The following is a 21,829-nucleotide window of genomic DNA, read 5'->3' on the forward strand; positions in this document are numbered from 1 at the left end:
CGAATACTTCAAGGAAGAATCATGAATCTGCATCTCCGAATCTATATCGCCCTCGGCTTGTTCGCGCTTACGGCTCAGGTCCATGCCGCTTGCGAAGTAAAAAAATTCGACGGCCATACTCTCTCGCGCTGCAAAATCTGGCCTGCGTTCAACACTCAATCAATTGCAGCGAAGGCCACCTTCGTTCCCGATTCCGCGGGTGCTCAAGACGGCGTGTTCGATCTGGCACTGTCAGTAATCAACGCCACGACGGGCAACACAGTCGCCAGTTATGCCAAACCCGGCGCTTACAACTCCGATGCGATCAGCTTCGATGATCTGATCATCGATACGGCGCGTTACCGCTTGGCGGCGGATGTCCGTGCGTTCGGGCTGCGATCGACGTTCATGAGCCACGGTTCCAGAGCGAATCCGTACTCCAAAACCGACCTGGCTTTGTATGTTCGCGAAGGCAATCGCTTAAGCCCAGTGCTGGAAGGCCTAGTGGTGCGCAAGGATTTCGGTGAGGGTACCGGGGAGTGCGATACGCGAGACACACGCATTCGCAGGACTGTCGAAATCGGCTCATCCAGCCACAACGGGTTTGCGGATCTGATCGTCAGTTCCAGCGGTTCGTTGATGGAGTCTTTCACTTCGGGCAAACAATGCGCTTCGAAAACCACCAACCTGAAGAACACCCAGGTCACCCTGATCTACGACGGCCAGCAATATGTCGTTCCCGAAGACCTCAGAGGTTACTGATTCGATGCTTACCGGTCTTAACCACCTGACCCTGGCCGTCCGCGATCTGCAGCGCAGTCTGGCGTTCTATCGCGATGTGCTGCAATTGGACGTCGAAGCGACGTGGGATAACGGCGCCTATTTGTCACTGCCCGGACTGTGGTTGTGCTTGTCAGAAGATCCTCAGCGCAGTGGGGAGCCGGGCGCGGACTATACCCATTACGCTTTGAGCGTGAGCGCGGCAGACTTCACTTCACTGGTTGAGACGTTGAAATCGGCTCAGGTGCCGCAGTGGCGAGACAACCGTAGCGAGGGCGCGTCGTTCTACTTTCTCGACCCCGACGGCCACAAGCTGGAAGCCCATGTCGGCGATTTGCAGTCGCGGCTGGCTGCGTGTCGGCAGAAACCGTACCCCGGCATGCGTTTTAACGACGCGCAGTGATCGGGCGCAGTCGGCTGATATAGACTGGCCGCTACGTATTCTGGCGCTCGCAGGTTTTCCATGACTCCATCATTGCTGTTGGCCGTTCTGGCTTCGGGTTTCATTTACGGGATCACGCCGGGACCGGGTGTGCTGGCGGTGTTCGGCATTGGCGCGGCGCATGGGCGGCGGGCCGGGGCGGGGTTTCTGTGTGGGCATCTGCTCGGCGATGTGGTCTGGTGCAGCACGGCGCTGGTGGCGATTGTCGGTGCGCGGGAGATCGGCAGCACCGCCTTCGATGTGCTCGGCGTGCTCAGCGCGGTGTATCTGTTCTGGCTCGGCTGGCGTGCAGTGCGTGCCCAGCGCCGTAGCGGCGACGAGGCGCAAGGGGCGGCGCGGCAGCCGTTCTGGCACGGCATTGTCTTCGGCCTGACCAATCCCAAGGCCTACCCGGTGGCGGTGGCGACCTTCACGGCGCTGCTGTCGAGCCGCGCTGAACTGCTCAACTGGTCGATGCTGCCGGCGCTGATCGCCCTGAGTTTTATCGGCGGCGCGCTGGCTTACGCAATCCTCATCGGCGTGGTTGGCGCGCAGCGAGTGCGCACGGTGTATCAACGTCACGAATTGCTGATCACCCGTTTGTGCGGCGTGATGTTTATCGGTTTTGCCATTAACGCACTGGTGCACGCGCTGCCGGGTTTGATGCCCGACAAGGGCTGATGCTGAGCAAATAGTGACTGAACCGTTCGTCGCGCCTGCGGCAGTTTTTCTAAACCTTTGACCGTAAAAGCCTTCCTAACTGAGGCGGACAATTGTCCGCCGCGACTATTTGAGCCGCGGGCGAATCACGGCCCGCTTGAATTTTCCACGAAGGAGGGCGCGACCATGAGCCGGATGGCCACCCGTTTACGTAACGCCAGTTTTGCAACCCTGCTGGGCCTGTGCGCCAGCACGGCGTTTGCCCAGTCGCCAGCCGAATTCATCAACGATGCCTCCGCCAAAGGCATGGCCGACATCGAAGCCAGCCGTCAGGCCCATGGCAAGACCGAATCGAAAGAGGTCAAGGATTACACTATCGTTGTCATCAATGATCGCACCACGGCCAACCAGCATCTGGCGAAAATCGCCAAGAAACTCGACCTGCCGGTGGCCCCTCGCGAAGAGCTCGCCGACAAGGCCAAAGAGCTGATGCCGGAAGTGAAGGACGGCGCGACGTTTGATCAGGCCTACGCCGCGAGCCAGGTCAAAGCGACTGAAGAGGCCATCAGCCAGATCGAGCAGCAGGCGCAAACCACCGACGTGCCGGAAATCAAAGCGTTTGCCGATGAGACCTTGCCGAAACTGCAAAGCCATCTGGAGAAAGCTCGAGCGTTGCAGGCCAGTCGTTAACTTCGCCTTATTGTTGTAGTGCGAGCGAGACCTTCAGTTGAAATGCGGTGCTTGCCCTGTGGGAGCGAGCCTGCTCGCGAAAGCGCTGTCTCAGTCAATGATGTGTTGACTGACCCTCCGTTTTCGCGAGCAGGCTCGCTCCCACAGTTGTGGTTACGCACTGGATTTGCTCAGCACTCATTCAAATCCTGCTTTGGCTTGCTCTTGTCGCCAAGCCCTTTGAGATCGAACACCTGATTTTCACCCAATGCTCGGTAGTGCTGGCGCAGCGCCTCCAATTGCTGCAAATCCAGCGCCTCCAGCCCGAGCATTGCGTTTTGCGCCTCCTTGTTCACCCGCAACAGCTCATCGAGCTTCAAATGCAGAATGTCGGTATCGCGGTTCTGCGTGTTCTGAATCAGGAACACCATCAGGAACGTGATGATCGTCGTCGATGTATTGATGATCAGCTGCCAAGTGTCGTTGTAACCAAAAATCGGCCCGCTCAAACCCCACAACCCGATCAGGATCAACGCCCCCATGAACGTCTTCGGGCTACCGGCCCACAGGGCAAGTTTTTGGGCAATTTTTGCGAATTTCATGATGGGAGTCCTTGTTTTGGGAGCTTGAAATTCAGACACCAGCGTTGCGCTGAAAATTCTGTTTACAAGTTTCGGTGCAGGACTTTGGTAGGGAAGGCGTGCCGCTCGGATCGCTGTATTGTGTCGGCAGTTGCCAGAACACCCTCGACAGGAGAACGCAATGAGCTGGTCTGCCAAGCAATACGTCGCTTTCGAAGATGAACGCACCCGCCCGGCCCGTGATCTGCTGGCGGCAACACTCACGGCACAGCCGCGGGCGGTGGTGGATATTGGTTGCGGGCCGGGCAATTCCACCGAGTTGCTGGTGCAGCGTTTTCCCGAGGCCAAGGTCAGTGGCCTGGACAGTTCGGCGGACATGATCGCCGCCGCGCGCAAGCGCTTGCCTGATGTGCTGTTCGAGGTGGCCGAGATCGACAAGTGGACCGATGAAGGCCCGTTCGATGTGATCTTCGCCAATGCAGTGTTGCAATGGGTGCCTGATCACGCTTCGTTGCTGCCAGCCTTGGCGAGCAAGCTTTCAGATGGTGGCAGCCTGGCGATTCAGATGCCGGACAACCTCAACGAGCCGTCCCACCGTTTGATGCGTGAAGTCGCCGCCAATGGGCCGTGGGCGAGCAAGCTCGCAGACGCTGCCGGGCAGCGTACCGACATGGCCAGTGCCAGTGAGTATTTTTCAATGCTGCGGCCGCACTGCGCGCGGGTCGATGTGTGGCGCACCACCTATCACCACCAACTTCGCGATGGTGCGGCGGGGGTGGTGGAGTGGTTCAAGGGCAGTGGCTTGATTCCGTTCCTGAATCCGTTGACCGAGGAGGAACGGGCGCAGTATCTGCAGCGGTATCTGGCGGAAGTTGCCAAGGCTTATCCGGCCTTGGCTGACGGCTCGGTGCTGCTGCCGTTTCCACGGCTGTTTATTGTTGCGACTCGCTGAATCACGCCGCTAACTTTCTTGAGTTCGCCACGTTATCTCAGGTCGGCGCATCTCTTGAACACAACCCGGTCAGTTCCTCAAGGCCGAGGAATATATCGAGCAGACTCTCGCTGCGCTCGCCAACTGGAAGAAAGTATTAACTCGATTGAATGTCCCGCACAAAGCCGGGGAGCCGATCTTCAATGTACTGGCGAGGCTGCATCTGGATTTCGAGGAAGCAAGCTGCAGACGGGTGGGCAGCATTGTTCGTTCTGATAGATGTTGACGCTGACATTTCAAATCCCAGCCGCTAAAAAGCGACCAGCAAGGCAATTCCAACACGCCGTGACAACTGCCCAATAAAAAGCCCGGCGCGTGCCAGGCTCTACTTTACTCTCTCAGCACCGTCACGCTTGCTTCTCACGTGCCGCCAGCATCACTTCAATCTGCTTTTTGGTAGCTTCGGTCAGCACTTCGCTGTAAACACGCTTTTTCTCCTCCGATTTAGCATTTCGGATGAAGTCTGCGAACGGACTGGTGGATTCCTTTTCGGATCCGAATTTCATGTGATTGCTCCGTCTGTGATCCTCTGAATTGGTCTGCGCTGGTAACCAGATCTCAAATCCCACGCACAAAAAACCGGCCATCAAGACCGGTTTTTCCATTCCTGCATCCCGCGTCAGACGACACAACGCGAGATCAATATTCGGTGGAGCGGGTAGAGGGAATCGAACCCTCATCTAAAGCTTGGGAAGCTTTCGTTCTACCACTAAACTATACCCGCTCAGAGCGGCTGACTTTGTACCAGACTCGGCCACGGATTTGAAGTTTTCTTTCTCTGCGAGGGCTTTGCCGCGCAGAAATCGGTCGATCGCGAGCAAGGGCTGCGCCGGTGCAACAGGCACTTCAAGCTTGCAGCCTTGCCCGCGATGACGCTGTTTCAAATGGCCAGGGCATGGTGATCCTGCACAAACGAGTAGCGCGTTCGGCTGGCTTGCGGCGCAGGTTTCAGAAAGCCGAGCAGGGCGTTCTGGCTGTCGCGGCAGGCGGCTTTGTGCTCCATGTCGAGGAAGTGCCCGGTGGCTTGCAGGGTGGTGAAGCTGCTGTGTGCGACGTGATTGCCAAACAGGCGTGCGTCTTCAGCGGCGGTGTATTCGTCCCATTCGCCGTTCAGGAACAGCACCGGCACGTTGATCTTTTTCGCCGCATTCAGATAGCACTGGCGATCGCTGTGCAGCACGTCGTTGATGTGAAAGTGCATCTGCCCGTACTCATGCTCGGCGAGGCTGCTGACGTGGCGATAGTTGAAGCGTTTGAACAGCGACGGCAGGTGTTTGCCAATCGTGTTGTTGACCAGATGGCCGACCCTGTCGCCGTCGCGGCTGCCGAGGTAATCGACGCCGCGCTCAAGGTAATCGAGCATGTGCGCATTGATCACCGGCGAGAACGAGCTGATCACGGCTTTTTCGATGCGCCGGGGCTGCTGGGCGAGGGCGACCAATGTTGCCGCACCGCCCCAGGAGAACGACAGCACGTGCTCGGCAGCGAAGTGGTCGATCAGCTCCAGCAGAATCTGCCCTTCGACTTCCTTTGTCAGATGTTTCTCATGCCGGTTGTGGGCTTTTGACCGGCCCGCGTAGGGCTGGTCGTAGCAGACCACGTTGAATTGCGGGTGCAGGTTTTTCACGGTCTGTGCAAACGACGCAGTCGTGGCCATCGAGCCGTTGACCAGAATGATGGTCTTTTCTGCGGCGTCTGCGCGATAGAACTCCGTGTAAACCCGATACTGACCCTGTATATCCAGCACAGCGATTTCTGGCCTCATGTCATAAGACTCCTGGCAAGCAAGCGGGTATGCGCGCAATCGAGATTGCACGAGCTTTGTGACAGGTAGGCATACGCCTGAAATTTGCTGGCCCATGTCGATCCGGTACGGCAGGTCGACGGGTGTTGTTATTGGCGGGCAGATTGCCGGCTGAGGCGCAGCCCTTGAGGGCAGACGACCGACAAAAAGTTTCTTGGAAGTATGTGGTGACTCATCGGTCACATTTCGGCCGACGTCCTGATTCAAGCAGGGGACTCAGGATCACGCAAGTGCCGTCGGCGAATTGTTCGACAACGTCGGCTGAGCGGTCGCCGGCTTAGAACAAATGAATCTCTTCGGTGCGCAAAGCGCGGTATTCGCCCGGTTTTAGCGCGTGATCGAGGGTCAGTTCGCCGATGGATTCGCGGTGCAGGCGCAGGACTTTGTTGTTGAAGAATCCAAACATGCGCTTGACCTGATGGTAGCGGCCTTCAACGATGCTCAGCCGTGCCGAGCGTGGACCGAGCAGCTCAAGCTGCGCCGGTTGCGTCGTCAGATCTTCGAAAGCGAAGTAGATGCCCTCGGCAAATTTCAGCGCGTAGCTGGGGTCGATGTGCTGTTCGGTTTCGACGTAATAGACCTTCGCCAGTTTGGTTTGCGGCTGCGTCAGGCGTCGCGACCAGGCGCCGTCATTGGTGATCAGCAGCAGCCCGGTGGTATTGAAATCCAGACGTCCGGCGATGTGCAGATCGTCCTTGTGCGGTTCATCGAGCAGGTCGAGCACGGTCGCATGCTGCGGATCGCGGGTGGCACTGACGCAGCCCTGCGGTTTGTGCAGCATGAAATAGCGCGCCGGTTTGCCGCTTTGCAGCACCTCATCGTCGACTTCGACCCGGCTGAATTCCAGCACCTCACTGTGCGGGTCGCTGACGACTTTTCCGTCAATCCGCACGCGCTTTTCCACCAGCAACAAGCGCACCTGCTGACGGTTGTAGCGGGGCAGATTGCTGAGGAAGCGGTCGACGCGCATGGTCAGAATTCAACGGACGAAGGGCCGCGCATCTTACGGGATCGGCCGCCGGCCTGCTTGCAGTTGCGCTTCGACCTGTGCGCAGCGCGGGCACAGGCAGGCTTGATTGCGCAGTTCGGCCGGCAGCGCTTCGAGCACCGCCGGGTCGATGGTCACGCCATAGCACCAGCATTCGCGGTCGGCGGTGCGCGGGTCGGCGAGGCTGCAATCGTTGCGGGCGCCGCAGGCCGGGCAGTGGTCGGGTTTGACGTCGTTATCAGGCATAGGTCGAGTGCGGCATTTCCATGCAGGTGCGGTTGCGCCCGGTTTGCTTGGCGCGATACATCGCATGATCGGCCCGCGACAGCAGGCTGTGCAAGGTGTCATCGCGTTGCACGGTGGTGGCGCCGATGCTCACGGTCAGATGCAGGCTGTGGCCATCGTAGGCATATTCGTGTTGTTCGACGTGCTGGCGGATCTTCTCGGCAATTTTCTGCCCGGTCTCGCCGTCGGTGTCTTTCAACAGAACGATGAACTCTTCACCGCCCCAGCGGCAGACGATATCGGCGTGACGCAGGCAACTTTGCAGGTCGCGGGCGAAACCGATCAACACCTGATCGCCGGCCATGTGGCCGTAGGTGTCGTTCAAGGCTTTGAAGTGGTCGAGGTCGAGCAACAACGCGGTCAGCGGCCTGGTTTCTCGTTGGGCCTCGTGCAGCGCTTGCGCGGCGAGGATGTCGAAACCGCGTCGGTTCGGCAGTTCAGTGAGACTGTCGAGGGTGGCGTGCGCCTGAATCTTCGCCTGGAAGCGCTTGATGACCCGATTGAGCAGCGCCAGCACGATCAACGTCACCAGCAGGCAGATCAGCAGATTGAGATACAGCGACTGGCGGATCTCGCTCAGCGCGCCATCCTCGCGTTTATCGACGAACAGGTACCAGTTCAACTCGGGGATAAACCGCACGTTGAGAAAATGCCCTTGGCCCTGAGTGGAATATTCGTAGCTGCCGCTGTGCGGCTTGGGCAACTGGCTGACCAGACTTTTCATGCTCTCCAGTTCGCCAAGACTCTGGCCGATGTGCGCGCCTTCCGGGCCACCCTCGGCACCGGTCAATACGAGGCGGCCGAAGGTATCGACGAAGTACACGCTGCGTTGATAGCGCTGTTGATACTTGTCGATCAGCTTGATCACCGCGTCCACGGTCAGGCCCACGCCCGCTGCACCGATGAAGCGGTTGTGGTAGTCGTAGACCTTGTAGTTGATGAAGAACGTCAGGTTGTCCTTATTCGCCAGATCCGGGTCGACGTTGATCTCGTACGGGTCCTGCATGTCGCGCACGCGGAAGTACCAGGTGTCGCGCGGCTCGTCGACTTTGACCTGCTTGAGCACGCCTTTGGCGTGGTAGTAGGTGAGCGTGGCATTGGAAACGAAGAACGCCGTGTAGGCGCCGTAATGGGTCATGACCTCGTCGAGATAGCGGGTCATCTGCTCGGGATTCTGCTCGCCATTGACCACCCAGTCGCGCATGAACGTGTCACGGGACATCATCGAGGAAATCAGGATCGGCCGGACCAGGTCTTTCTGGATTTCCGAATAGACCGTATCGGAGGTCAGTGGCAGTTCGGTGTTGACGATGTTGTCGCGGATCGACTCGCGGGAAGCGAAATAGCTCAACAGTGACGTAGCGAGAAAGCCGGCGCCAAGCAGGGCGACCAGGGTGAGCACCAGTGAACGTTGCGAGTACAAGGGAGAACGAAGCGGCATGGCAGATCCGTTGGCAGTGGCCCGATGGGATGCATTCTAGTGGGATGGTCGGGAAAACACTGCGGGATTTGTGCCTGAAATGGCGGGGGATATGACGTAGCGGTGTGTCAGGGAAATCGCAGCCCCTCACCCCAGCCCTCTCCCGGGGAGAGGGAGCTGGATTGTGGGTGATGGAAAATCTGTGATCGACTCGGTATCAGCCAATGGCAACCGATGGACAATCGCCTCACCCTGGCCCTCTCCTGGGGAGAGGGCCAGGGTGAGGCGAGCTCGGATCAGCCCCGGGATGCCAGATACGCCCGCCATCCCCCCAAATGACTGATATCCACCGCACCCTCCAGCCCATACGGCTCACAGATAAACCCGCTCTCCCAGCGCCCATCCGCCAGTTGCACCTTGCCCAAACCCAGCGGCGCCGGAATCCCGGTGAGAAACGAGCCCAATTCGCTGCTCGGCAATTCCCACACTTCCACGGCAATCGCCACGCCGGCGTCCTTGACCCGCACCATCCCCGGCCGCAATGGCGGGCCGCCGGCGAGGGCGTGCAGTCGATAGTCCGGCGAACTGAACGTGGTTTCCAGCAAGCGCCCGCCGCGCTGGGTCAGTTGCCAGTTCAACGCCAGCCCTTGCAGATGCGCGCCACACACCACCAATCGAGCGCGGTCATTGCGCGCTGAGTTCGCCGGAGCTGGCAGGGCGCTGTCCTGCTGGCGCTGCAAGGCATCGGCCACGCTCAACAGATACTGATCGGTAAATACCCGCCCGAACAACGTCACGCCCCACGGCAGACCATTGCTCATGAATGCGGTCGGCACGGCGACGGCGGCGTAGTCGAGCAGGTTCATGAAGTTGGTGTAATAGCCGAGTTCGGAATTGCGCAGCACCGGCTCGGCCTCAAGCTCGGCCAACGTCACTGGACGGCCGATGGTCGGCGTCAGTACGCAGTCGAGATTTTCCAGGGCCTCGTCGCAGAGGGCCTTCAGCGCCTGCAATCGATATTGCGCGCGGAAGGTCTGCACGCCAGTCACTGCCGGAGCCTTGGCCAGCACCGCACGGATCACTGGCAGCACCGCTTCGGGATTCTGCTCCATCAGCTCACCGGCGACGCTGTAACGCTCGGCGACCCAAGGCCCGTCGTAAAGCAACCGCGCTGCTTCGAGAAATGGCGACAGGTCCAGTTCGACCGCTTCGCCACCCAGAGCCTTGAGCCGTTCGATGGCCGCTGCGAACAGTTGCGGCCCTTCGTTGCAGCCGAAAAATTCAAGGTCCTGCGCCCGTGGCACGCCGAAGCGAAACGGCCGTACCGCGCCGAATGCCGAGCCGTCGTTCCATGCCGGGTTGCGTCGGCTGTATTCATCGCGAGGATCATGTTTGGCTGTCAACGCCAACAACTGACTGGCCTCGCGAGCAGTGGCGGTGAAGGTGGTTACGCAATCCAGCGTGCGGCACGCCGGCAGCACGCCAGCGGTGGAAATCAGGCCCTTGCTCGCCTTCAAGCCCACCAGATTATTCAGCGCCGCCGGCACCCGCCCGGAACCGGCGGTGTCAGTGCCCAAGGCAAAACTCGCCACACCTAGCGCTACCGCCAGGGATGAACCCGCGCTGGAACCGCCGGACGGATACTCCGCCAGCACACTGTTCGGGCACGCACCATAAGGCGAGCGGCTGCCATTGAGGCCGGTGGCGAACTGATCAAGATTGGTCTTGCCCAGCGGAATCGCCCCCAGCGCCAATAGCTGCTCGACGATGGTCGCCGACTGCTGCGGCACATAGGCGAACGCCGGGCACGCGGCGCTGGTGGGAATGCCGGCCAGATCGATGTTGTCCTTGATCGCGAACGGCACGCCATACAGCGGCAGACTGTCGAGGTCACGACCGTCGAGAGCGGCCAGATACGGCTCCAGTTCATCGACGCTGAGCAGGTGGATGAACAGGTGATAGTCGGGATTCAGCGCAGCGGCTTTTTCGCGCAATTGCAGCAGCAGTTGGCGCGGTGTGGTGTCGCCATTGCGATAGGCGTGGCGCAGTGCATCGAGTTGCAGATTCATCGGTTGATCCTTTTCAGAAATGGCTTCAGTCGAGTTCCAGCACCACCACCCGTTGTCCGGCGCGCACCGCCGAACCGGGTTGCACGCGGATCTCTCGCACCACGCCGGCCAGCGGCGCGAGCACCGGGATTTCCATCTTCATCGACTCGAGAATCACCAGCACATCGCCCGCCGCGACACGCTGGCCGGCCGCGACCTGCACCTGCCAGAGATTGCCGGCGATGTGGCTGTCGACGCTGTGTTCACCGTTTTGCAGTGGAGCTTCTTCGCTGGCGTCAGGCACGGCTTCTTCACTGTCGAAATGCGCCTGGCCGCTGGCGATCCAGCGCTCGCGTTCAGCCTTGAACGCGCCCTGTTGTTGCGCACGGAAAGCGCTGATGCCCTCGGCTTCCTGACTGAGAAATGCCTGATAGTCGGCGAGGTTGAGCTGGCTGTGTTCGATGTTCAGATCGAAGCGCCCCAGCGGGAAATCACGGCGAATGCGCAGCAGTTCTTCGGCGCTGACCGGGTAGAAGCGGATCTGATCGAAGAAGCGCAGCAGCCACGGTTTGCCATCGAACGCGGCGACTTCGCGATAGCGATTCCACATCTGTAGCGTGCGCCCGACAAACTGATAACCGCCCGGGCCTTCCATGCCGTACACGCACAGGTAGGCGCCGCCGATGCCCACCGAATTCTCGGCGGTCCAGGTGCGTGCCGGGTTGTACTTGGTGGTCACCAGACGATGGCGCGGATCGAGCGGCGTGGCCACCGGCGCGCCGAGGTAAACGTCGCCAAGGCCCATCACCAGATAGCTCGCATCGAACACCGTGCGCTGCACTTCGTCGAGATTCGGCAGGTCGTTGATGCGCCGGATGAATTCCAGATTGCTCGGGCACCACGGCGCGTCCTTGCGCACGGTGGTCATGTATTTCTCGATCGCCAACTGGCAGGCCGGGTCGTCCCACGACAGCGGCAAGTGCACGATGCGCGACGGCACTTGCAGATCTTTTGCGGCGCACACCGCGTCCCATTCGCCGACGATGATGCCGAGCAGATCGGCCAACGGCAGTTGCTCCGGCTGGTAGTGCACTTGCAGCGAGCGAATGCCCGGGGTGAGGTCGATCACGCCATGCAGGGCTTGGCTTTCCAGCGCCTGCACTAGCGCGTGGGCGCGAAAGCGCAGGACCAGATCAAGCTCCGGCGCGCCGATTTCCAGCAGTAGATGAGTGTCGCCAGAAACCCGTGCAACCAGTCGCTGATCGCCTTGACCCAACTCCAGAACCACAGGCGACACAATCCCTTGTGGGAGCTGGCTTGCCAGCGATGAAGTTGCTGCGGTGTCAGATCGGGCACCATCGCTGGCAAGCCAGCTCCCACAGGGTGCATCCCATTTCAGGGCGAGATCGCGGGCGGCCTTGAGGTCGACGGGAATGAACTGAATTTTATCGCCCGACTTGAGCTGCCCCAACTGCCACAGATCCGCCTCGATCACCGTCACCGGGCAGACAAACCCACCCAGGCTCGGGCCATCCGGGCCGAGGATCACCGGCATGTCGCCAGTGAAATCCACCGCACCAATCGCATACGGATTGTCATGGATGTTCGACGGATGCAGACCCGCTTCACCGCCATCCTCACGCACCCACTCAGGCTTCGGCCCGATCAGGCGCACGCCGGTGCGGCTGGAATTGAAGTGCACTTCCCACTGGGTCGCGAAGAACGTGGCAATGTAGTTTTCGCTGAAGTATTCCGGCGCGCCGTGGGGGCCGTAGATCACCCGGATCTGGCGCACGCTCGGCAGCGCAGTGATGTGCTGTTCGGCCAGTTGCTGGCCGGCGCTGCGCTCGGTCAATGCCGGCACATGCAAGACGTCACCGGCCCTCAACGCGCGACCGCCATGCCCGCCAAACTGGCCGAGAGTGAAGGTACTTTTGCTGCCCAGATAATCCGGCACCTGCAGGCCGCCGCGCAGACACAGATAACTGCGCGCGCCGGCGCCGCTGATGCTGCCCAGTTGCAATGTAGCGCCGGCCGGGATCAGCAGCGCGGTGTTCATCGGCACCGGTTCAGCGTCAAGCGTAAGGGCAATCGGCGCGCCAGTGACTGCGACCACGGCATCACAATTGAAACGCAGGATCGGCCCGCTCATGGTGATTTCCAGTGCGGCGGCGCCTTGTTCATTGCCGAGCAGACGATTGCCCAAACGCAGCGCTCGGCTATCCATCGGTCCCGAGGGCGGCACGCCGACGGCCCAGTAACCGAGGCGGCCGGGGTAGTCCTGCACGCTGGTCTGCGTGCCGGCGCTGAGCACTTCGAAGGTGTTGGCGTGATACAGCAGATTTTCCAGACAACGGGTCCACGGCTGACCGCTGGCGAATGGAGTATCGAGCAGAATCTGCCGCAGATAGTCGCGGTTGGTTTCCACGCCGTACAGCAGGCTATCGCCCAGTGCCTGATGCAATTGAGCGCGAGCCTGTTCGCGACTCGGCGCCCAAGCGATGAGCTTGGCAATCATCGGATCGAAATACGGCGGGATTTCCACACCGGCCTCGACCCAGGTGTCGATGCGCAACTCAACGCCGTTGGCAGGCGGAAACTGCACAGCGGTCAGCAGGCCCGGGCTCGGCTGGAAATCACGCCCCGGATCTTCCGCGTACAGACGTGCCTGAATTGCATGGCCCTGCGGTTCCAGACCTTGATACAACTCGCGCAGCGGTGGCAGATCACCGGCGGCCAGCTCGATCATCCAGCGCACCAGGTCCACATCCCACACCTGTTCAGTGACGCCGTGCTCGACCTGCAGCCGCGTGTTCACTTCAAGGAAATAAAAACGCTGAGCCTCGCTGTCGAAGACGAATTCGACGGTGCCGGCGCTGCGGTAATTCACCGCTCGCGCCAGTTTGATCGCCGCCGCGCACAGCTCATCGGCCATGCCTTCGGGCAGGCTCGGCGCCGGGGTTTCTTCGAGGACTTTCTGGTTGCGCCGCTGCACCGAGCAGTCGCGCACGCCGAGAGCGATGACTTCACCGCAGCCGTCGCCGAATACCTGCACTTCCAGATGCCGCGCGCGTTCGATGTACTTCTCGATGAACACCCCAGCGTCGCTGAAGTTGTTCTGGCCGAGGCGTTTCACCGCTTCGAATGATTCGCTCAATTCATTGGCGCTGCGGCACACGCGCATGCCGATGCCACCACCGCCAGCGGTGCTTTTCAGCATCACCGGGTAGCCGACCTGCTCGGCGGCGCTCAGCGCGCAATCGAGGCTGTCGAGCAGGTCGGTGCCTTCGAGCATGGGTACGCCGTGCTGTTTGGCCAACGCGCGAGCAGTGTGCTTGAGGCCGAATACCCGCAATTGCTCCGGCGTCGGTCCGATGAAGGCGATGCCCTGCGCTTCGCAGGCTTCGGCGAACGCTGCGTTCTCGGAGAGAAACCCGTAGCCGGGATGAATCGCCGTGGCGCCGCTTTGTTTGGCGATAGCAAGGATTTTGTCGACCGCCAGATAGGTCGTGGACGCCGCGCCTTCGCCTAGGCTGTACGCTTCAGCGGCCTGGGAAATATGCAGGCTGGCGGCGTCGGCTTCTGAGTACACGGCGACGCCTTGGGCCTTCAGCACGTTGATCGTGCGCAGGATCCGACAGGCAATCGCGCCACGGTTGGCAATCAGGATTTTTTCGAACATGGCATAACCCCTGGAGGGGAGCGGGCCGTCCCGCTGTTTTTCGACGGACATCCGGGCCGTCCCGGATGGAAAAACACACTTCACTCCAACCCACCACAAACCCCTGTGGGAGCTGGCTTGCCAGCGATGAGGTCGGCACATCCAACATTGTTGGTGACTGAAACACCGCAATCGCTGGCAAGCCAGCTCCCACAGGACTATCAGTGCCTTGAAGCTTTCAGACACTGCCCGGAACGCGCCTGGCACAGGGCAAAAAGCCAACGGCGTAAACGGCTGATGGTCAGTTCCATACCAGCAACTCCGCCGGAGTCGGGTTGTAGGCATTGCACGGGTTGTTCAACTGCGGACAGTTGGAAATCAGCACGATGACGTCCATCTCCGCGCGCAAATCAACGTACTTGCCCGGCGCCGAAATACCGTCCTCGAAGGTCAGCCCGCCATCCGCCGTTACTGGCACGTTCATGAAGAAATTGATGTTCGGCCCGATGTCGCTCTTGCTCAATCGGCCGTCGTGGGCGCAGGCGCGCAGGTAGTTGTCGCGGCAGCTGTGCATGTAGCGTTTTTCCAGGGCGTAGCGCACGGTGTTGCTCTCTTGCGCGCAGGCGCCGCCGAGGGTGTCGTGGCGCCCACAGGTGTCGGCAACGATGGTCAGCATCGGCTGGCCGAGGTTGGAATACAGCACGCTGCCGGTGCTCAGGTAGACGCTGTTCTGTCGGCGCAAGGTGCGTTGCACGTCGTAGCGTTCCTTCGGGTTGGCGAGGCTGTAGAACAAGGTGTCGACGGCCTGATTGCCTTCCAGATCGAGGATGCGCAGGGTCTGCCCGGCCTTGACTTCCATCAGCCAGGGCTCGCCGGCGGGAATGGTCGCGCGGTAGATCGCGCTGTCGGCTTGCTTGTGCGAAGTGGCGATTGCGAGTGACATGGCAGCGATCCTCAGGCGAACAAACGGTCAGTGTTGATGAAGCCGCGCTCGTTTTCCGGGCGCGAAGTGCGGCAATGTTCGGCGACGCTGGCGTCGGCGTTCATCCAGCTCAGCTTCAAGGGTTTCGGGGCGTATTCGGGAGACGGGTCCATCGGATGTTGCAGGGCGGTGAGCACCACCAGGGTGTCCATCGGCGCGTATAGCTCGATGTAGTCACCGGCCTTCGAATTGCCCTCGACGAAGTGGAAACGCCCGGCCTCATCGACGTTCACGCGGCTGAACAGATTGAGGGTCATCAGCAGGTCGGACAGGCCCAGGCCCCACTTGCCGAGTTCCACCAGCAGGTTGTCGGTGCCGTTGCGAAAGAAGCCGTTGCGCAATTCCTGATAGCGGCCCTGGCCGTATTTTTCGGCGACCTCTTGCGCGCACAGCACGCCGCCGAGGCTGTCGCTCCAGCCGCAGGTGTCGGCGCTGATCGCGGCGAGCACGCGGCCCATGTCCGAGTACAGGCAGTGGCCGGCGGTGAGCTTGGCGGTGTGTTGGCATTTGAGGCTGTCGGGCAGGTTCAGCCGCTCGGTTTTTTCATTGGCATTGAGCAAGGTCAGGCTGACATTGGCGCCGCCGCGCAGGTCGGTCAGACGCAGCAATTGGCCGCGCTTGAGCACGAACGAACGGTGGCCGCCGCCCGGCAGCAGTTCTTCAGCGAAGGGTGGGAAGAGTTGGATTGAATCAGTCATTGGAGCAGTCCTCTCAAGCAGTGCGAAGGGTGCCCGCCAGCGGTAGCGGCAGGGCCTCGACGGCGGCGCGCTGGGCGCGGCGGTCGCTGTTCAACGGGATGTCGTAGGTGATGCGGGCGCCATAGGCGCCGGGGCGTGCGGGTCGAGGCGCACCTTGTCGAACACCAGCAGGCGCGTGCCGAGGCTGAAGCCTTCGGACAGGTCGTGGGTGACCATGAACACCGTCAGTTGCGTCTCGCGCCACAGCTCCAGCAGCAGCGCGTGCATGTCTTTGCGGATGCCCGGATCCAGCGCGCCGAAGGGCTCGTCGAGCAGCAACACGCGCGGCTTCATGATCAGCGCCTGAGCGATGGCCAAGCGTTGCTGCATGCCGCCGGACAGCTGTGCCGGGTACTTGTCCAGCGCATGGCCGAGGCCGACTTTTGTCAGCAGGGCTGCAGCCTGTTCGCGGGCCTCGCGTTTGGCGCTGCCAAACAGCCGGCCGAGCAAGGGCGCGCGCGGCAATTCGAGACCAAGGGCGACGTTGTCGAGCACGCTCAGGTGCGGGAACACCGAGTAGCGTTGGAAGACCACGCCACGGCTGGCATCCGGCTCGCTGGCCAAGGGCTGGCCGTCGAGCAGAATCTCCCCGCGACTGGCGGTTTCCTGGCCGAGGAGCAGGCGCAGGAAGGTCGATTTGCCGCAACCGGAGGCGCCGACCAAGGTGCAGAACTCGCCTTCGTTGACGCTCAGGTTCAAGCCTTCCAGAACCACTTGATCGGCGTACTGCTGCCAGACGTTTTTTACTGTGATGAAGCTCATTTCGCCGCTCCCTCGTACCACGGGAAAGCGCGCTGGGTCAGCTGTTTCAAGGCCCAGTCCATCAGCCAGGCGAGCAGGGTGATCCACACCACGTAGGGCAGGATCACATCCATCGCCAGGTAGCGCCGCACCAGAAAGATCCGGTAGCCGAGACCATCGGTGGAGGCGATCGCTTCGGCGGCAATCAGGAACAGCCACGCCGAACCGAGCATCAAGCGCAGCGAGATCAGCAAGCGCGGCAACAGCTGCGGCAAGACCACGCGCAGCATCAGCGTCCAGGTCGAGGCGCCGAGGGTCTGCGCCTTGATCAGCAGTTCGACCGGAATGTCGCGGGCACGCTGTTCCAGATCCCGGGCCAGCGCTGGCGTGATGCCGATGACGATCAGCATGACCTTCGACAACTCGCCCAGGCCGAAGACGATGAACAGAATCGGCAGGATCGCCAGCGGCGGCACCATCGACAGCACCGTCAGCAACGGCGACAACGGCGCGCCGAACAGCGGCAGGGTGCCCGCCGCAATACCGAGGCAAAGACCCGCCAGCGCCGCGATGCCGAGGCCGATGACCAAACGGCGCAGACTCGACGCAGTGTCTTGCCACAGCAGGTATTCACCGGTGCGGCTGTCGGCGTTGAAGGCCAGGCGTTTTACCGCGTCGCTCATCTGCACGGCGCTGGGCAGCAGTTTGTCGTTGGGGTTGTCCGCCAGGCGCTCGGCCGAGCCTGTGAAGTAGGCGAACAGCACAAGCGCGAACGGCAGGATCATCAGCAACAGGCGACTCGGGCGATCGGGGTGGCGATTGATCAGGCGCATGGCCAAATCCTCCGTGGCTTACAGCTTGGCGTCGGCGGCCATCTGCACGTAGGTCGGATCGAAACGCAGCTTGAGATTGGCGGTGTCGCCGCTGGTCACGCCGTTGGCGAAAGACATGCCGACCGCGCTCGGGTCCTTCGCGCCTTCGCCGAGCAGGCCGTGCTCGAAGGAGAACTCAGCGACCTTGCGCATGGTGTCCGGCAGTTGTTTGCTGGTGGCGAAATTCAGCGCTTCGCTCGGCGTGGCGAACAGTTTTGTGGTGTCCAGTTGCGCCTGGAACCCTGCCAGATCGGTGCCAGAGGCCTTGGCCATGTGTTCCAGCGCAGCTTTGCTCGCGGCGGTTTTCGCGTTCATCAAAGCGACCACTTCGAACCACGCCCCGGTCAGCGCTTTGCCCAGTGCCGGGTTGTCTTTGAGGGTGGCGCTGTTGACCACCATCATGTCCATGATCTCGCCGGGGATCTGGCTGGAATTGAACACTTCGGTGACGCCGGGTTTGGCTTTGATATCCGAGAGCATCGGGTTCCAGGTGGTCACGGCGTTGACGTCGTCGGTGTTGAACGCGGCGGCAATGTCGGCGTCGGAGGTGTTGACCACTTTCAGGTCTTTCTCGGTGAGGTCCACCGAGTCCAGCGCGCGGGCCAGCAGGTAATGCGAGACCGACAGCTCGACCAGATTGACGTCCATGCCTTTCAGATCAGCGACTTTTTTACCTTCGCCTTTGAGCACGATGCCGTCGTTGCCATTCGAGAAGTCGCTGACGATCAACGCGGTGCTGTCGACGCCACCGGCAGCGGGAATGGTCAGCGCATCCATGTTGGTCATGGTGCAGCCGTCGAACTGGCCGGCGGTGTACTGGTTGATTGATTCGACGTAGTCGTTGAGCTGCACGACGTCGATCTTGATCCCGTATTTCTTCGCCCATTTGTCGACGATGCCCTGGCTGCCGGCGTATTCCCATGGCATCCAGCCGGCGTAGATCGTCCAGCACACGCTGAAGTGGTCTTTCTGGGCGGCGGAAGATTGCGTGCTGATAAGCGCGGCGAAGGCGGCGGCGAGCAGGGCGGGGAAACGTAGTCGGATCATTGCGGATTCTCCAGTTGATCGAGGGCGGACAGGAAGGCAACGCGGCACCGCGAACGGTGGCTTGTCTCCCGGGCTTTTGTCCCGCCGTGTAACCTCAACTGGAGGTCGCCAACTCTCGGACCAGCCACTCGCGCTTGCGAGCCGGAACCCTAGTCAGCCATTGCAAATTGTGGTGCCGCGAACCTGTGATGACTCCTGCACAGGTTTGCTAAAGCGAGAGACGTGCCAAGTCGGGGCGAGGCCTCTGCGGCGGGGATCTGCTGGATTGCCGAGGTGAGCGGGGCGAGCGACGGCGCATCGTGGTGGTGCGTGGTTGCACCGTCATGCAGCGCGTTTACGCTTCACGGGTCGCTGATTTTGCGGATAAACAAGATTTCATAATCACTTGTTTCAACTTGTTGCAGGAACGCACCAGATTCTGAAATCGCTGTCTGATTCTTCGACAGTCACGCAATTGCTGACGGTCGCCTGCCAGCGTCGCTGGTGTGGCCAACCCGCGGTCCAGGAGGCCGCCATGTATCGCCGAATCGTACTGCTTGCCGTGATGCTTTTTTCCCTTGGCGGATGCGTTCCTTATTCCTATGGAGACAGCTACTACAGGTCAGAGGTCTACACATCACCCGCACCGGCCTATTACAGCGGTGGCGGCTCCTATTACCGCAGCGGCGGCACTTATTACACTCAGCCGCGCTACTACCAGCCAGCGCCGCGGTACTACCAGCAACCGCGTTATTACCAGGCGCCGCGGCACTATCAACCGGCCCCGCGTTATTACGAAAGCCGTCGCTGGCACGGCAACGATCGCGGACGCCGGGACGGCCACCGTCGCGGCGGTTGGGACAATGACCACCGGGGCCGCGGCAACTATGATCGTCACAGCGGTCGCCGTGACTACAACGGCCGTGGCAACCGCTGGTAAATCACCGCAACGAACAAGCGGCGCATCAAGCGCCGCTTTTTTTGCCTGTCGAAAACGTGTTCCGTGGGCCGTCTCCCAAGGCAATCCCGGAAGCGTCCTACAGTTTCATTTCGTGGTGTTTGTTAGCGTTCGTGGATGCCGAACGAGGCGAGCAATCCTCAGCTCGATAGCGGCGAAAAATGGACGTTCAGCGCTATGAAGCTACTGGTTATTCATCAAAATTTTCCCGGTCAGTTCCGTCATGTGGTGCTGGCAGCACTGGACCGCGGTGATGAGGTCGTGGCGATAGGCCGGGACACGGCACCGGGCGTCGACGGTGTGAACACCCATCGCTATCGAGCGACCAGCCGAGCGCCCGGCAATATTCACCCCTATCTGATCCGATACGAACAAGCGGTAATTGATGGGCAGAAGGTCTTCGAAATTCTGAGCAGGCTGAAGCGTTCGGGTTATCAGCCAGATGTCATTCTTGCTCATCCCGGATGGGGAGAAACGCTGTTCGCCAAGGACGTCTATCCCGATACGCCGCTGATTCACTATTGCGAGTATTACTATCGAGCGCAGGGCGCCGATTGCGGGTTCGACCCTGAATTCCGCCGAGCCACAAGGGAGTCGTCACGGCTGCGAGTGCTCAACTCGCTGCATCTGTTGAATCTTGAACACTGTGATGCCGCGATTGCGCCTACGCAGTGGCAGCGCAGCCTGTTTCCGGCTGCTTACCAGTCGGCAATCCGGGTAGTTCACGAAGGTGTGATTCAACGTTCTGACCTGGCGAAAGTCGCGGCAGTCAGATTGCCCAATGGAATCGAGCTCAAAGCCGGACAGCCGATCGTCACCTATGTCGCCAGAAACCTCGAGCCTTATCGCGGCTTTCACAGTTTCATGCGAGCGATCCCGCTTATTCAGGCCGAGTGCCCCGATGCGCAGATCATCGTGGTTGGCGGTGATGGTGTCAGTTACGGGAGTAAGCCGGTCGGGTATCCGGATTGGCGCAGCAGGATGGAGGCAGAGGTCAGTTTCGATCACTCCAGCGTGCATTTCACAGGGAAACTTCCTTACCAGACTTACCGCGCGGTTCTCGCATGTTCCAAAGTCCATGTTTATTTGACGTATCCGTTTGTCTTGTCGTGGTCGTTACTGGAGGCGATGGCGTCCGGTTGTGTGGTTGTTGCGTCGGATACGGCTCCGGTAAGGGAAGTCATTGTCGATGGGGCTAATGGCATGTTGGTGGATTTCTTCGACCATCAAGGAATTGCCAGCAGTGTAAGCAAGGTTTTGCAGTCGGCAGGTGAGTACGATGGTCTTGCCAGCGCCGCGAAGTTGACGGCAGGTCGGTTCAGTGTGGAATCGGGCGTGAGCCAATACTTTGAGGTTTTTGCAAACGCGATATCCGGACATAACGACATACCAACCGTTCCGCAGTTTGAGCGGGAGGTTTGAAATGTCCAGGAAGTCGCGTAAGCAGGCGATCAGGTGGTTTAAAAGGTTATTGAAGTATGGATTGTTCTTTTATGTCTGTTATTGCGTAGCGGAATTTTATATTCGCAAAGAACAATCCGCGGCGTCGGCGGCTATTCACCAGGCAGACGAGAAAGCTTGTCAGAACAAACTGGCGAGCATGCAGCAAGTGCCGATATTAGGCGGCGCCTATATAGATAAGACGCTAGTCCCTGAGTTTTACGTTGGCATGCCGGAGATGGTGAACAAGAAAGCGTGTCTGGCCATTGCTCTGAAGGGGCTTTTCTGGTGGACCGGGACGGGACTGCACCGGCACCAGAATCAGCGCCCGGAACCGATCCCCGAAAGCTGGCGGCTCTATAAATTGAATGCCGGGCTTTTTACTAGAAAAGAAACTACCGAGCCCCATGAGCGGGGTTATCGGCACGTCAACTGGCCGGATGAGTTGATTGTGAAACTAAAGAATTATCCGGGGCTGGAGATTTGGCTGGATGCACCTCCGCCGCATTTCAAGAATGAAGACTCGGTTAGAACGTTTGTCATTACTGGCTGGCCGCGGCGAGATGGAACCCCTCGGTTGATCAACTGTGACGGCTTGATTCGCCCGGCGTCGGAGGAAAAACTGACTGACGAGAAACTGGCAAGGTTCAGCAGAGCTGAATTGGAAAATCTTGATTTCGGCAAACTGAATTTCTTCTGCAATATCAATCTGGATAACTTCGACTTTTCCGGGGGCACGGTAGCGTAGGACTCGGATTAGCGTCATTACGCGAAGCACCTGAGATG

At 60.1% G+C, this 21,829-nt stretch carries 20 protein-coding genes, 1 tRNA gene and 1 pseudogene; 8 read left to right on the plus strand and 14 right to left on the minus strand.

Going from position 1 to position 21,829, the window contains the following annotated elements:
- Positions 1–21 precede the first annotated feature (21 nt).
- From LJU32_11125 to LJU32_11140, 4 genes are all read left to right on the plus strand, one after another.
- Positions 22–741 (plus strand): hypothetical protein, encoded by a 720-nt coding sequence (locus LJU32_11125; GenBank protein WKV90626.1) that lies wholly within the window; start codon positions 22–24, stop codon positions 739–741.
- A 4-nt stretch (positions 742–745) separates the two neighbouring features.
- Entirely contained in the window at positions 746–1,162 is a 417-nt protein-coding gene (fos, locus tag LJU32_11130; protein WKV90627.1) for a fosfomycin resistance glutathione transferase, read from the plus strand.
- Between the two features lie 60 nt (positions 1,163–1,222).
- Complete coding sequence (locus tag LJU32_11135; GenBank protein ID WKV90628.1) at positions 1,223–1,861, plus strand: LysE family translocator; 639 nt, start codon at positions 1,223–1,225, stop codon at positions 1,859–1,861.
- Between the two features lie 165 nt (positions 1,862–2,026).
- Positions 2,027–2,530: a DUF4142 domain-containing protein gene (locus tag LJU32_11140; protein WKV90629.1), complete on the plus strand. Its 504-nt coding sequence runs from the start codon at positions 2,027–2,029 to the stop codon at positions 2,528–2,530.
- Between the two features lie 170 nt (positions 2,531–2,700).
- On the opposite strand, the gene LJU32_11145 is transcribed toward LJU32_11140, so the two are convergent.
- On the minus strand, positions 2,701–3,111 hold the full coding sequence (locus tag LJU32_11145; GenBank protein ID WKV91079.1) for a low affinity iron permease family protein: 411 nt from the start codon (positions 3,109–3,111) through the stop codon (positions 2,701–2,703).
- 160 nt (positions 3,112–3,271) lie between these two features.
- On the opposite strand from LJU32_11145, the gene tam reads away from it, so the two are divergent.
- Positions 3,272–4,042: a trans-aconitate 2-methyltransferase gene (gene tam, locus LJU32_11150; protein ID WKV90630.1), complete on the plus strand. Its 771-nt coding sequence runs from the start codon at positions 3,272–3,274 to the stop codon at positions 4,040–4,042.
- Between the two features lie 386 nt (positions 4,043–4,428).
- Here the strand turns inward: tam and LJU32_11155 are convergent, their stop codons facing one another.
- The 13 genes and pseudogenes from LJU32_11155 to LJU32_11215 all read right to left on the minus strand — a co-directional run bounded on the left by LJU32_11155 (position 4,429) and on the right by LJU32_11215 (position 18,666).
- The gene (locus LJU32_11155; GenBank protein ID WKV90631.1) at positions 4,429–4,686 is read right to left on the minus strand and encodes a hypothetical protein; all 258 of its coding nucleotides are present in this window, start codon (positions 4,684–4,686) and stop codon (positions 4,429–4,431) included.
- 45 nt (positions 4,687–4,731) lie between these two features.
- Positions 4,732–4,805 (minus strand) — tRNA-Gly (locus LJU32_11160).
- 156 nt (positions 4,806–4,961) lie between these two features.
- A complete protein-coding gene (locus LJU32_11165) occupies positions 4,962–5,846 on the minus strand; it encodes an alpha/beta hydrolase (protein ID WKV90632.1) in 885 nt (294 codons plus the stop codon).
- A gap of 316 nt (positions 5,847–6,162) precedes the next feature.
- Positions 6,163–6,855, minus strand: a complete 693-nt coding sequence (locus LJU32_11170; protein ID WKV90633.1) for a pseudouridine synthase — start codon at positions 6,853–6,855, stop codon at positions 6,163–6,165.
- A gap of 33 nt (positions 6,856–6,888) precedes the next feature.
- The gene (locus LJU32_11175) at positions 6,889–7,119 is read right to left on the minus strand and encodes a cysteine-rich CWC family protein (protein WKV90634.1); all 231 of its coding nucleotides are present in this window, start codon (positions 7,117–7,119) and stop codon (positions 6,889–6,891) included.
- Positions 7,112–8,599, minus strand: a complete 1,488-nt coding sequence (locus LJU32_11180; GenBank protein ID WKV90635.1) for a sensor domain-containing diguanylate cyclase — start codon at positions 8,597–8,599, stop codon at positions 7,112–7,114. The genes LJU32_11175 and LJU32_11180 overlap by 8 nt, the downstream gene beginning before the upstream one ends.
- 275 nt (positions 8,600–8,874) lie before the next feature.
- A complete protein-coding gene (atzF, locus tag LJU32_11185) occupies positions 8,875–10,647 on the minus strand; it encodes an allophanate hydrolase (GenBank protein WKV90636.1) in 1,773 nt (590 codons plus the stop codon).
- A gap of 25 nt (positions 10,648–10,672) precedes the next feature.
- Positions 10,673–14,308: an urea carboxylase gene (gene uca / locus LJU32_11190; protein WKV90637.1), complete on the minus strand. Its 3,636-nt coding sequence runs from the start codon at positions 14,306–14,308 to the stop codon at positions 10,673–10,675.
- A 280-nt stretch (positions 14,309–14,588) separates the two neighbouring features.
- Positions 14,589–15,230 carry an urea carboxylase-associated family protein gene (locus LJU32_11195; GenBank protein WKV90638.1) on the minus strand — a complete coding sequence of 214 codons (642 nt, stop codon included), beginning with the start codon at positions 15,228–15,230 and terminating at the stop codon, positions 14,589–14,591.
- Between the two features lie 11 nt (positions 15,231–15,241).
- Positions 15,242–15,967, minus strand: coding sequence for an urea carboxylase-associated family protein (locus LJU32_11200; protein ID WKV90639.1), 726 nt, complete (start codon positions 15,965–15,967; stop codon positions 15,242–15,244).
- Between the two features lie 13 nt (positions 15,968–15,980).
- A pseudogene (locus LJU32_11205) lies at positions 15,981–16,768 on the minus strand (ABC transporter ATP-binding protein).
- Positions 16,765–17,580 carry an ABC transporter permease gene (locus LJU32_11210; GenBank protein ID WKV90640.1) on the minus strand — a complete coding sequence of 272 codons (816 nt, stop codon included), beginning with the start codon at positions 17,578–17,580 and terminating at the stop codon, positions 16,765–16,767. The pseudogene LJU32_11205 and the gene LJU32_11210 overlap by 4 nt, the downstream one beginning before the upstream one ends.
- Positions 17,581–17,598: 18 nt before the next feature.
- Positions 17,599–18,666: a putative urea ABC transporter substrate-binding protein gene (locus LJU32_11215; protein ID WKV90641.1), complete on the minus strand. Its 1,068-nt coding sequence runs from the start codon at positions 18,664–18,666 to the stop codon at positions 17,599–17,601.
- Positions 18,667–19,180: 514 nt separating this feature from the next.
- Between LJU32_11215 and LJU32_11220 the strand changes: the two genes are divergently transcribed.
- From LJU32_11220 to LJU32_11230, 3 genes are all read left to right on the plus strand, one after another.
- The gene (locus LJU32_11220; GenBank protein WKV90642.1) at positions 19,181–19,585 is read left to right on the plus strand and encodes a hypothetical protein; all 405 of its coding nucleotides are present in this window, start codon (positions 19,181–19,183) and stop codon (positions 19,583–19,585) included.
- A 135-nt stretch (positions 19,586–19,720) separates the two neighbouring features.
- Positions 19,721–21,025, plus strand: a complete 1,305-nt coding sequence (locus LJU32_11225; protein WKV90643.1) for a glycosyltransferase family 4 protein — start codon at positions 19,721–19,723, stop codon at positions 21,023–21,025.
- 1 nt (position 21,026) lies between these two features.
- Positions 21,027–21,791 (plus strand): hypothetical protein, encoded by a 765-nt coding sequence (locus LJU32_11230; GenBank protein WKV90644.1) that lies wholly within the window; start codon positions 21,027–21,029, stop codon positions 21,789–21,791.
- The last annotated feature ends 38 nt before the right edge of the window (positions 21,792–21,829 follow it).

The sequence above is a fragment of the Pseudomonas sp. B21_DOA genome, assembly GCA_030544685.1.
Classification (GTDB): Bacteria; Pseudomonadota; Gammaproteobacteria; order Pseudomonadales; family Pseudomonadaceae; genus Aquipseudomonas; species Aquipseudomonas fluorescens_AO.

Excerpts from the sequence above, each read along its gene's own strand:
- atzF (WKV90636.1), bottom strand. The coding sequence starts at position 10,647 with ATGAATCTGCAACTCGATGCACTGCGCCACGCCTATCGCAATGGCGAC.
- LJU32_11135 (WKV90628.1), top strand. The coding sequence starts at position 1,223 with ATGACTCCATCATTGCTGTTGGCCGTTCTGGCTTCGGGTTTCATTTAC.
- uca (WKV90637.1), bottom strand. The coding sequence starts at position 14,308 with ATGTTCGAAAAAATCCTGATTGCCAACCGTGGCGCGATTGCCTGTCGG.
- LJU32_11155 (WKV90631.1), bottom strand. The coding sequence starts at position 4,686 with ATGGAAAAACCGGTCTTGATGGCCGGTTTTTTGTGCGTGGGATTTGAG.
- LJU32_11170 (WKV90633.1), bottom strand. The coding sequence starts at position 6,855 with ATGCGCGTCGACCGCTTCCTCAGCAATCTGCCCCGCTACAACCGTCAG.
- fos (WKV90627.1), top strand. The coding sequence starts at position 746 with ATGCTTACCGGTCTTAACCACCTGACCCTGGCCGTCCGCGATCTGCAG.
- LJU32_11230 (WKV90644.1), top strand. The coding sequence starts at position 21,027 with ATGTCCAGGAAGTCGCGTAAGCAGGCGATCAGGTGGTTTAAAAGGTTA.
- LJU32_11225 (WKV90643.1), top strand. The coding sequence starts at position 19,721 with ATGCCGAACGAGGCGAGCAATCCTCAGCTCGATAGCGGCGAAAAATGG.
- LJU32_11165 (WKV90632.1), bottom strand. The coding sequence starts at position 5,846 with ATGAGGCCAGAAATCGCTGTGCTGGATATACAGGGTCAGTATCGGGTT.
- tam (WKV90630.1), top strand. The coding sequence starts at position 3,272 with ATGAGCTGGTCTGCCAAGCAATACGTCGCTTTCGAAGATGAACGCACC.
- LJU32_11195 (WKV90638.1), bottom strand. The coding sequence starts at position 15,230 with ATGTCACTCGCAATCGCCACTTCGCACAAGCAAGCCGACAGCGCGATC.
- LJU32_11220 (WKV90642.1), top strand. The coding sequence starts at position 19,181 with ATGTATCGCCGAATCGTACTGCTTGCCGTGATGCTTTTTTCCCTTGGC.
- LJU32_11125 (WKV90626.1), top strand. The coding sequence starts at position 22 with ATGAATCTGCATCTCCGAATCTATATCGCCCTCGGCTTGTTCGCGCTT.
- LJU32_11140 (WKV90629.1), top strand. The coding sequence starts at position 2,027 with ATGAGCCGGATGGCCACCCGTTTACGTAACGCCAGTTTTGCAACCCTG.
- LJU32_11180 (WKV90635.1), bottom strand. The coding sequence starts at position 8,599 with ATGCCGCTTCGTTCTCCCTTGTACTCGCAACGTTCACTGGTGCTCACC.
- LJU32_11175 (WKV90634.1), bottom strand. The coding sequence starts at position 7,119 with ATGCCTGATAACGACGTCAAACCCGACCACTGCCCGGCCTGCGGCGCC.
- LJU32_11210 (WKV90640.1), bottom strand. The coding sequence starts at position 17,580 with ATGCGCCTGATCAATCGCCACCCCGATCGCCCGAGTCGCCTGTTGCTG.
- LJU32_11200 (WKV90639.1), bottom strand. The coding sequence starts at position 15,967 with ATGACTGATTCAATCCAACTCTTCCCACCCTTCGCTGAAGAACTGCTG.
- LJU32_11215 (WKV90641.1), bottom strand. The coding sequence starts at position 18,666 with ATGATCCGACTACGTTTCCCCGCCCTGCTCGCCGCCGCCTTCGCCGCG.
- LJU32_11145 (WKV91079.1), bottom strand. The coding sequence starts at position 3,111 with ATGAAATTCGCAAAAATTGCCCAAAAACTTGCCCTGTGGGCCGGTAGC.